An 11,092-nucleotide genomic window follows, 5' to 3' on the forward strand; every position below is an offset into this window, starting at 1 on the left:
TGAAGCACAAGTGATATTGGCGCAATCATGGAAGCTGCTAAACGCAAAAAGGAAGAGCCATCCCGCCGCCATTTCCATGGCAGCGGACAGCCCTTCCTTCTTCAGTGGAATTACTCCATCATCTTTCTGGCCACGAACGCAAGATCTTCAATATCGATTTTGCCATCGCCAGTTACGTCTGCTTGCTTGATTTGCTCCCAATCTGGGCTGGAAGATGTTTTGCCGTAATTTGCTGCAACGATGCCAAGATCACCGATGCTAATTTTATTGTCATGGTTGACATCGCCTAGAATTCCCGTTGGCAGCGTCGTAATGCTCACCCCCACCGAAGAAGTTTGCGCTTTCGTTTCCGCTCCCTGCGCATCGCCAAGCGTCGCGTCGGATACAGCAATCGTTCCCGTCGCAGGCTGCGCATTAGCTTTGGCTTTGAACTTCAGTTCCAGGATTTCAGCATTGCCTGTCAAAGTCTTGCCAACGTTTGCGAGAATAAAGCGAAGTTTGCCCAGAGTGTCCTTAACAGAATGTACGAGCAGATTCCCTTCTCTTAAGGCACTTGCCGAGACGAAGTCAAATACGTTCGAATCGTAGTCCATCTTAATATCCTGTGCATAGACGCTTTGTGTAACGCTGCTCAGACCCAGCTGTACAGGGAATTCCTGGCCTGCCATAACGGTGCCTGCTGCGGATAGCGTCGTTGAAGCAACGTTTGGAGTGACATCGTCTTTCTGTACCGTAATTTTGCTTACCGCTGTGAAATTGCCGCTAACAGTGGTGACCTTAATGTCCGCCTCCCCTGTTTTCAATGCAGTGACAACTGCTTTACCGTCCTTCACTTCCACTTTGGCGACGGTCTCGTTGCTGCTCGCCCATGTTACATTCTTATTATTCGCGTTAAAAGGAAGCATCGTAGCAACGAGCTCTGCCGTTTGTCCTTCTTTCAGCGAGACTTGCGGTTTATCCAACTGAACACCGGTTACTGGCACATCGATAACGCGATAGACATTCATTTCAGCTGCAGATGCATATCCGAATTGCCCTGCGGTTGCTTCCAGTTTGATGAAGGCCACTTTCTTTACCGGGAACGAAGCTGTTTTCTCCATCGTGTCATTCGGCCAGGTTCCATCGGCGACTTTTGTAAATTGGACGCCATCCGTACTTGTATAGACATTGTAGGCCGTGATCATGCCGTTCGTCGCCGCGCCTTGTCCTTGTCTAGGGAGAACCTTGATACTATTCACGTCGTACGAACCACCAAGATTCAATGTGACCGATTGCGGCAGTGGAGTAGACTTGTCCCACTTCGTATGCCAAATCGTTTTGGAATTTCCATCGAGCACGTTGGATGCTCTGTTATTCTCACCCACTACTTCCTCACTAGTTGCCGTTGCCGTCATCTGCGACTGGGGAATGGTAGCGGTCGTCACAGGAGGTGTCGTATCTTGGACATTTAGATGAATCGTGTAGGTTTGCGTTTTAGTACCAACCTCCGAAGTCACGTCAATTGTAGCCTTGCCTGGAATTCCACTCGGGTTAGTGATCGTAGCTTTTGCGAATGGGTCGGACAGCTTAGCTTTGAAAGTCGGAAGCGCTGTTGAAGGCAATTGCACCTCATAGGAAAGGGCGTCTGCTTGGAATTCAGCAAAAGGTTGACCGTTAATTTCAATTCCTTTCAATGCTGCGTCATGCCCCACAACAGGGACTAGTCCGATAACTTCCATTTCCGTAATCCCCAAACACATACCAGCGACACTATTCATGTTCACTCTTACCTTCGATGTAGATACAGGGTCAAAAGTGATCGTATTCTTCTTGTCTGTAGGTACCGTTGGTGCATTGGTCACATGTGTCACGTCGACCCATTTCGACCCATCCCACACCTGTACATTCATGGATGTCGGAGGAGCTGCGCCTCCATCAATGTATACATACATATTGACTTGGTTAATGGTCTTTGTTTGACCGAAATCGATTTGTACCCAGTCTGACGGCCTAGACGTAGGGCTCCAGTTCGTCCACCGGTTTTTCGGATTATCCGTATAGGAAATAATACCATCGTTCAAAAAGCGATCAGGATCAGAAGGATTGGTAAACGACGCGCTTGCCTTCGGATACTCTCCGCCTGTATTCAAAGAGACATTTTCTGGAGCAGCCGACTTAACCAGAACAGACGCACCAACGGTCAGGTTTGTTCCTTCCACTTTACCTGCAACCGGAAATTCGCCTTCGGCCGCATACTTCGATGGCTCAATCGCATCCCAGGTTACTTGGGACAAGCGAAGCGATCCGTCGGTATATTCCACATCAACCTTGCTTGGAAGATTAGGTGCCGTACCTACAGACGTTTTGACCGTGATCGAGCCGTTAACTCTTGAAACGCCAACGATTGATACGGTGGCAGACGCTTTGATGGAAGTCTCTTGTACCGTGCCGTTGACGGTAAAGCTGCCTGTCTTCGCGTATTGTGCTGCGTCAACCGGATTCCAGGCTACAGTAACCTCTCTTTGTTTCCCATTTTGCTGGATCACAGTTACGGTCGAAGGCAGTTCCGGAGCAATGCCCGGTTTGGATTCAACAGTGACCGGTTGAATACCGATAATATCCGTACTGTTCGGATCGATATCGGACACTGCAAATACCTTCGTACTATCCGGTGCCACGTTGTAACCTGTCGCGTTGACTACAATTTCACCAGCGGTTTTGGACGGCTGCACGATGAGCAACGCCTTGCCGCTAAACGCTTTGCGGCTTGATCCTTTATAGCTTTCCCAGCTGATGGAATTTCCGTTGTCCACACCGACGATCGTTCCGCCAGTTACGCTAAAGTTAATCAAGTTGTCCGCATTAGGAACCAGTGCGCCATTCGCATCGACGATATCGGCTTCAATGAAGACAAGGTCTTTGCCGTCTGCCTTGATGACAGTTCGTTCCGGCTTTAGCAACACCTTGGCGGACTCACTTGCTGTCTTCACTTCATCCGTTGCTACAACGACGCCATTTTTCTTGGCAACGGCCTTCAATGTACCCGGTGTAAATGTAACGTTCCATTGCACTTGCAAATCTCCGGGGGCAAATGTTTTTACGCCAAGAGATTGATTGTTCAAGAACAGTTCAACGCTGTCCGCGTTGCTATAAGCAATAACCGGTATGGTGTCCCCGGTTTTCCAATTCCAGTGGGGCAGCACATGCACCATCGGCTTGCTTGTCCAGCGGCTTTGATAGAAATAGTAAATATCTTTCGGGAATCCCGCCGTATCCACGATTCCAAAGTACGAACTCTTAGCAGGACTATTGTCTTCGTAATACGGAGTCGGTTCGCCAAGATAGTCAAAGCCTGTCCAAATAAATTGACCTGCAACAAAATCGCGTTCAGCATCCAGCTTGTATGATTCTCTCGCACTGAGTCCCCACCCGACCCAGCTGTTATCGTAAGAAGAAGTTTGAAGATCCGGATCTGTCAGTACATTCTGATCGATCGGCAGATGATAGACTCCGCGCGATCTGACCGCAGAGGCTGTCTCGCTTCCATAGATCTTCCATTCAGGATGATCTGCGTGATGTTTATCGTAAAGATATTCCGTGTAATTGTAGCCGACAATATCTAACTCGTTCGCAAATTCTACCGTTTTGGCGTCAAACATCAGCGCAATGCCCATCGTAATCGGCCTTGTAGTATCAATCTCTTTAACCCATTTCTTTAGGTCTCGCACAGTTGCAACAGCGTCATCTCTATTCGTAGTATCCCAAATCTCGTTACCAAGGCTCCATGCGATAATAGAAGGATGATTCTGGTCACGACGCACCATATCCTTGAGGTCTTTTTCAGCCCACTGACCAAAGAAACGGGAATAATCGTACTCCTTTTTCGATCCTTTCCAGACGTCGAATGCTTCTTCAATGACGACGAATCCCATCCGATCGTATAAATCGAGCAGTTCGGGCGCCGCAGGATTATGAGTCGTTCGAATCGCATTCACGCCCATACCTTTCAAAATCTCCAGCTGCCTTTCCATGGCTCTGGTATTAGCAGCGGCCCCTAACGCTCCCAAATCGTGATGCATGGACACGCCCTGCAATTTCACATGCTTATCGTTCAGGAAAAATCCTTGGTTTTTATCAAATCTGAACGTCCTGATCCCAAAAGACGTTTGATACGTGTCGACGACGACCCCATCCACTTTCACTTCCGTATCTGCCGTATAACGATCAGGTTTCTCGATGGACCATAATTTCGGATTGCCCACCGTCAGTGTCTGATCAAATTCGCTTTTCCCTTTTGCATCAATCGGTGTTGCTGCCGTTTCAAGAACGGCCTGCTGAGCTCCCTGATCGTCACGGATCGTAGTCTTTAAAGTGACCTGCTTGCTTGCAGAGGTTTCGTTCATGACGGTTGTTTTCACATTGACATCTGCCGAGGAAGCGCTAACCTGCGGAGTGGTGACAGAGGTGCCCCATTGCCCAACATGAACCTGGTCCGTGGTCGAGAGCCATACATGACGGTAAATCCCGCTTCCCGAGTACCAACGGCTGCTCGGCTGCTTGTTAACGACTTTGACGGCAATGACGTTCTTTTCCCCGCCCAATTTCAAGTAAGGGGTCAAATCATATTCGAACGAAATGTATCCGTTCGGGCGATTACCAAGAACATGTCCGTTTAGATACACCGTACTGTCCATAAAGACGCCGTCGAAAGTAATGGTTACTTTTTTTCCAGTCGCTTCACTTGGCATCGTGAATGATTTCCGGTACCATCCGGTTCCGCCATCCAGAAACGCTGCGTCTCTGCCGGCTAAAGAATACTTATTAAAATTCTGTTCAATACTCCAATCATGGGGAACGTCCAATGTTCTCCATGATGAATCATTGAAATTGGCGACTTCCGCACCAGCGACATCACCCAGATTAAATTTCCAGACGGAGTCAAAGCTTTGTTTTCTTTCATTCTGGTTTGAAGCCACACTTGCTGGTAGATCAGCAGCGTGAGCCGATTTTACCATTGAATCGGAAGTTAATGGTATTGGACCATATAACAGCGAAAATAAACATGCTATCGTTACTATTTTTCTAAACACTTTTCCCACTCCTAAACCGTAATTAAGATTCTAAAATACCCTGTCGTTCATGTCCCCCAGAACTGTTCATGTCTCCCGGATCGCTTCATTTATTTTCTAAAAAAATACCTCCTTTTTAGGAATAACACGCATTTGAACCGCTTTCAAAATAATGATAATAGGAGTTCGGCGTTTAGAACATGATATATTCAATAAATTGCATGATATATTCTACGATTGCATGATATATTTTGCGAGTTACATGATTTATTCTGCGGACTCATTGACTCTTGCTTAATGCAATTTGCTGCAGCCGATCCAACGCTTGTTGGGGCGTCATTTGCCCGAGCAGTACGGCCTGCCCCATGTTCCTAGTCGCGTTAAGCACAGCGGACCAAGCGGGATGCTGGATTGGATAAAATTTTGCGTGCTCGATCCAATCGAGATTTTGCTTCATGACGGAATCATTCTCGGCCAGCTTCACCCCTACCGTGCTGATCGTCGGGATGAAGCCTTCTTGGATAACAAACTCCTCATAGCGCGCATCCTCATAAATAAAGTCGAGAAACTTGGACAATGCTTCCTTGTTCGTATGATCCGTCCGGAACGACATCCATACATCCTGCACGCCTAGCACAAGAGGCGTTTGTCCTTCCTTGACCGGGATCGGTCCTTTCCCCCATTTTAATCCTGGAAATTCACGGGGCACGACGGTCTCGAAATAATTGCCGGATATGAGCATGCCCATCTGGCCGTTGCCGAGAATGCGTTGTTTTTCATCACGCGTCGTGACCGTGGGCTCCGGGTCCGTCAACCCTTTTTCATAAAGTTCCTTCAGGAATTGAACGCCTTCCACATTTTTGGGCGAATTGATCGCCCATTCCCCGTCCTTCATCCAACCTCCGCCGGCACCATAGAAAAAGTAGGAAAGATAAGCCCAAATCTCGTTATCCGTCAGATCGACACCGAAGCCGTCCACTTGTTTCGTATTCTTGATTTGGCGCGCAGCGTTCTCCAGTTCTTTCCACGTTTTGGGCGGACCGTCAATACCTACCTCATTGAAAATATCTTTGTTGTAGTACATTTCCCGGATCGTCGCCGCATATGGCACTGTGAAGCGCACGCCATTCCACTTGCCGGTTTCTGTGAAATAAGGATACATTTTCGCCCGAAGTGCGGGAGAAAGCAGTTCATCCATAGGATTCAACAGGCCATCCTTCGCAAAATGCGCGTAAATGTTCGAAAGCAGCAAGTCCGGCGGCTGGTTGCGGCTGATCATCGTATTGTAGGCACTGTCCAAAATATCCCAGTTAATCACTTGAAGCTCGACCTCGATGTTCGGATATTTCGTCTCGAAATCCTTCACCAGATTTTCAAAAAAAGGCTTGGTCGCCGAACTGTATTCAGGAGCAACGAAGGAAATAAAAGCCTTTGGTTCAGGCTCGGCCGAAGCTGCGCCACGGTCCTCTTTCGTGCATCCGGCGAGTGGAATTGCTAAAAGAAGAAGCGGCACGCCAGATAGCGATGCCAATTTACGCACAACTGCGATACTCATTTGTTCCCTCCTCCACCCTATTGTTACTTCTCCACTAAAGGAAAGAGCAGCTCTTGATTTTGCTGCGTATACATATTGGCTTTGGTGATGACTAACGCCTCCATCTTATGGAACGGTTCGACTTTAATCCCCTTCAAAACCTTTACAGCTGTTTCTACCGACAAGTACCCCATGTTGAACGGCTTTTGCACGATCATTGCCTGCAAACGGCCTTCTTCCAAAAGCTTAACTTGATAAACGGAGCTATCGAAACCGACGAGTTTTACGTTATCGGTCCGTTTATATTCTTTGAGGGCTCTTGCGGCCCCTAACGTGGCGTCTTCATTCAATCCGGCTATCCCCTGAATGTCCGGGAACAAGGACAACAGCTTTTTGACTTGCTCATAGGCTGCGTCTTCGGTTGAATCAAAATAAAAAGTACCTGCATGTTCAACGCCGGCAAGGCTTGCAATGGCTTCTTTAAATCCTTTCACACGTTCCTGTTCAGCCAAAGCGCTCTTGCTGTCGCTAATCGTCAGCACTTTCGCCGGTCCGCCATTTCGTAAGCCCGCAAAGCTCATGCCGATTTTCTTTCCCGCTTCAATATGATCGGTAGCAATCAGGCTTTCTCCATCAGCGTTATAGATAAGCGAATCGATTAAAATCAGTTTAACGCCTGATTCCTTTATTTTCTTAGCCATCGGCGCGAGCTTTACGGCATCGGTCGCTGCAAGGATGATAGCGTCGGGCTTTCCGGCCAGCACATCATTCAAATTGCGGATTTCTTCGTCCGTATCCGTCTCGGATAGCGGCCCAGTAATGCTGACATGGATATCGAATTCCTTCGAAGCGGCTTTCACGCCGCTGCTTACCATCTGCCAATAGACGGAGCGAATATTGTTCGTTTTCAGCACGACAGCAATTTCATATTTCCTTGGATTCATCAAACGAAACGTATCAACGACGTGCGCGGCCAGCAGTCCAATAAGAACAGCCAGCAGTACGGCCAAAAGTACGGGGTTCTTATGCGCCATCCGATACTCCTTTCCGAGCGTTCAAGGGAACTACAATCGTAACCTCGGTGCCTACCCACCGCTCGCTGTTAAAGCTGATGCCATACTCATGACCAAACAGCTTGATCCGCTCATCCACATTGCTGACCCCGATTCCTTTCTTGGTTCCGTTCTTCGCCTTCAAAATTTGATTCAGCTTGTCCGGTTCCATGCCGACCCCGTTATCTGCAACGACAAACACGATGGCTTCTCCTTGCGCCTTCCCGGTGATTCGTATCACACCTGGCTCCAGCTTATTTTTAATTCCGTGATAAATCGCATTTTCCACAATAGGCTGCAAAATAATTTTAGGAATGTGATGCTCAAGAATGTCCGGATCCACGTCGATAGCAAAGTCAAGATTATCTTTATATCTAAGCTTTTGAATCTGCAAATAGTTGGTAATATGCTCCAGTTCTACTCGAACGGGGACCGTTTCATCATTTTTATGAATAATGGCGCGAAACAGCTTTGCTAACGAAGAAGTCATCAAAACAACCTCTTCATGCTTCTTGCATTCCGCCATCCAGATGATCGAATCGAGCGTATTGTACAAAAAATGAGGATTGATCTGCGCTTCCAGCAGCTTCATTTCGCTCTTTCGTTTGACTTCCTCGTTTTGAATGAGTTGGCTCATTAAATCTTTGATTCTGCCTACCATCATATTGAACGCCCGGCCCAACTGGCCGATTTCATTCTCGCTGTGAATTTCAGAGCGAATGTCGAAGTTGCCTTTTTCCACCTGCTTCATGCTGCTCTGCAGCACTTTGATCGGTCGCGAAAGATGCCGGGAGACGGTAAAAGAGAGATACAGCGCAATGACCAGCGCCAGTATCGTCCATAAGAAATAAGATAACTTGATCTGATACTGATTGGCGATCAGTTCGCTCGCATAGGCAACTCCGACAATCTTCCACCCGAAATGAGCTTCTTGGATCGAATAAATCCGTTTTCTGTTGCCCTCCCCCGTAACGAAGCTGCCGCTATCGGCTGATCTTACTTTATCGATCAACTCCGTTTTGAGATTACTAGTAATGAGCTTTTGCTGAGGGTGATAGACGATGTTCCCGTCCTTATCGACGATGAACACGTACCCTCTTGGTCCAAGGTTAATCTGATTGCAAATTTCGTTGATCACGCTCAGATTCAAGTCAACCAAAAAAATGCCGTCCCCCGTAATGCCGTCAGCGTTTTTCAGTTCCCGGCTCAAGGATACGACCCAGCGGTACTCGTTTTGGATTATATTTTGGACATGCGGGGCCGTGATGACGGATTTGCCTCCCTCGGTTCGCGCACGCTGGTACCAGGGCTGCTCTTCAATTCTGGTATTCTCATTCAAGCTTGTGATTCTGCGGTCGGAGACGAACCGGCCGTTATAGCCGAAAATCATGATCGAGGCAATATCTTTGCGGGAAATCAGAATCGATTGAAACAGATCGGATATTCTTTTCTCATATGGCCTTCGCTCCTCTTCGCTAATGAAGCTTGTGCCCGATATATAATACTTCACATCTTTGTTCGCCGAAGCGAGCATCCCGATATTCTCCATATTGGTGATGTATGACTGAATGTTACTATTTACCTGCTGTATGATTTCCGAAATGTAGTGCTCCGAATTCCCTTCAACAGCTTGGGCCGACAAATGATAAGAGATGAAGCTCGTGATCGTAATTGATCCCAGGATCAATAACGAGAAGGCGACGGAAATGCTGGATTGAATGCTTCGAAATTTAAAGAGTTGAAGTCCCGCTTCCCGTCCTTTTTTCATCCGGCCGTCTCCTTCGCGAGCTTTTCTCGGTACTCCGTGGGACTTGTCCCCGTATGCTTTTTGAAGAGTACACCGAAGTAGTTGGGATCGCCGTAACCCACCTTCGCGGCGATTTCGTAAAATTTCATGGGGGTATGCCGAAGCAAATCTTTAGCTTTGTCAATCCGGAATCGCGTTACGTACTCCATGATCGTTTGTTCCGTATGCTGCTTAAACACGGAACTGAAGTAGCTTTTACTGAGATGTACGTGGCGGCAAAGATCATGGATCGTCAAATCCTCGTTATGATAATTTTTCTCGATATAATCAATAACACTTTGGACCTGCATTTTCGTCAAATCATTCCGCTGTCCCGCAATGTAGGCAATCGCTTCCTTGCAAATTTCCTGGAGCCATTGCTCGATCTCTTCCAACGTTTTTAAACGGTTCATATTTTTGAATATCAACTCATGTCCTTTAAAGTGAGCGCTTTCATCTCCGACTAACTCATGAATCGTATTCAAAATCGCAATAAGGATCGACTGAATCTGCAGGTAACAGGCATCGATAGGCATCAATGAGGCTTTCAAAGAGAAGATTAATTGTTCAATGAGGGCATGAGATTCTTTGTTCGTACCTGTTTTGATCATGGTGGCGAACCTTCGGTTCCATTCCGTGTCCAGCCTATGCATGGAGTTATGCGCACCTTCCATATCTTGAATGGAAATAACACGATTAGCCCCCAGCAGGAATCGGTAATCCAATGCGGATATTGCCCCCTTGTAAGAAATAGACAGCTCGCTTAATGCGCTGCATGATGTACCGAGACCAACGGTAACCGTGAATTTCAAATATTTCTCAATACAAAATCGTATGACCTCTGCTAAATGGAAAGCCGCGTCATACAGCACCTCTTCCGATTTACCGTAAAATACGACTACCATGCGTTCTTCCCTTGTACGGAAGATCACCGCTTCTTTGCCTTCTATGACCTCTTGTACAATATTGTATGCCGCAGAACGGAGAAGCTCCGGATCGTTATCCCATCTGCCTTTGGTTATTTCACTGAATTCGTCAATGTCAATGGCTGTAACCAGATAAGGAGGGAGCATTGCCGGAATGCGGAAATAGTGTAGCCTCTCTTGAATGTGCCTGTCTTTTAGGGTGCCGCTTACCATCTGCTCAAGAAAACGTTCCCTTAATAACGGCAAACTCTGCTGAAGCTGTATTTTGAGATCGGTCAGATTTTCTCGATGCTCTGCTTCCTTGTCCATGTCCGATCTCACCTTATCCAGAAGACCTCGAAGCTCAAATGCAGTAATCGGCTTTACGATAAAGTCGTATACTTTTAACCGCAGAGCCTTTTGGACATAATCAAATTCATCGTGAGCGGTAAGGATAATTACTTTGATATAGGGATATAACATCTGAATGTTCCGGGTCAACTCGATCCCATCCATAAACGGCATGCAAATATCGGAAATGACCAGATCCGGTCTCAGTTCTGCGATTGCTTCCAAAGCTTCTCTTCCACTCGCATAATCGCCTATGCACTCAAAACCGTGTTCCTCCCAATCGATACTCTCTTTGATGCCTTCCCGTACATCTGATTCGTCATCCACAATCATGATTTTGTACATGATGAGCACCTGCCCTCTTCTTCTTATGGATTATCAAGTGATTCTACTCGAAATTCGGCGCAAAATGAATG

At 47.1% G+C, this 11,092-nt stretch carries 5 protein-coding genes; all 5 read right to left on the reverse strand.

The features are described 5' to 3' along the window. Nucleotides 1-110 precede the first annotated feature (110 nt). Nucleotides 111-4,994, reverse strand: a complete 4,884-nt coding sequence (locus tag PUT07_RS00370; protein ID WP_274467414.1) for a discoidin domain-containing protein — start codon at nucleotides 4,992-4,994, stop codon at nucleotides 111-113. A 334-nt stretch (nucleotides 4,995-5,328) separates the two neighbouring features. Further along, entirely contained in the window at nucleotides 5,329-6,603 is a 1,275-nt protein-coding gene (locus tag PUT07_RS00375) for an extracellular solute-binding protein (RefSeq protein ID WP_274465735.1), read from the reverse strand. A 23-nt stretch (nucleotides 6,604-6,626) separates the two neighbouring features. Beyond that, nucleotides 6,627-7,616: a substrate-binding domain-containing protein gene (locus PUT07_RS00380; protein WP_274465736.1), complete on the reverse strand. Its 990-nt coding sequence runs from the start codon at nucleotides 7,614-7,616 to the stop codon at nucleotides 6,627-6,629. Further along, nucleotides 7,606-9,402 (reverse strand): cache domain-containing sensor histidine kinase, encoded by a 1,797-nt coding sequence (locus PUT07_RS00385; protein ID WP_274465737.1) that lies wholly within the window; start codon nucleotides 9,400-9,402, stop codon nucleotides 7,606-7,608. The genes PUT07_RS00380 and PUT07_RS00385 overlap by 11 nt, the downstream gene beginning before the upstream one ends. Next, nucleotides 9,399-11,021 (reverse strand): response regulator, encoded by a 1,623-nt coding sequence (locus tag PUT07_RS00390; protein WP_274465738.1) that lies wholly within the window; start codon nucleotides 11,019-11,021, stop codon nucleotides 9,399-9,401. Before PUT07_RS00390 ends, PUT07_RS00385 begins: the two co-directional genes overlap by 4 nt. Nucleotides 11,022-11,092 lie beyond the last annotated feature (71 nt).

It is taken from the genome of Paenibacillus sp. MAHUQ-63 (assembly GCF_028765165.1).
In the GTDB taxonomy this organism is placed as follows: Bacteria; Bacillota; Bacilli; order Paenibacillales; family NBRC-103111; genus Paenibacillus_E.

Coding starts and splice junctions, on each gene's coding strand:
- PUT07_RS00370 (WP_274467414.1), bottom strand. CDS start 4,994: ATGGTAAAATCGGCTCACGCTGCTGATCTACCAGCAAGTGTGGCTTCA.
- PUT07_RS00375 (WP_274465735.1), bottom strand. CDS start 6,603: ATGAGTATCGCAGTTGTGCGTAAATTGGCATCGCTATCTGGCGTGCCG.
- PUT07_RS00380 (WP_274465736.1), bottom strand. CDS start 7,616: ATGGCGCATAAGAACCCCGTACTTTTGGCCGTACTGCTGGCTGTTCTT.
- PUT07_RS00385 (WP_274465737.1), bottom strand. CDS start 9,402: ATGAAAAAAGGACGGGAAGCGGGACTTCAACTCTTTAAATTTCGAAGC.
- PUT07_RS00390 (WP_274465738.1), bottom strand. CDS start 11,021: ATGTACAAAATCATGATTGTGGATGACGAATCAGATGTACGGGAAGGC.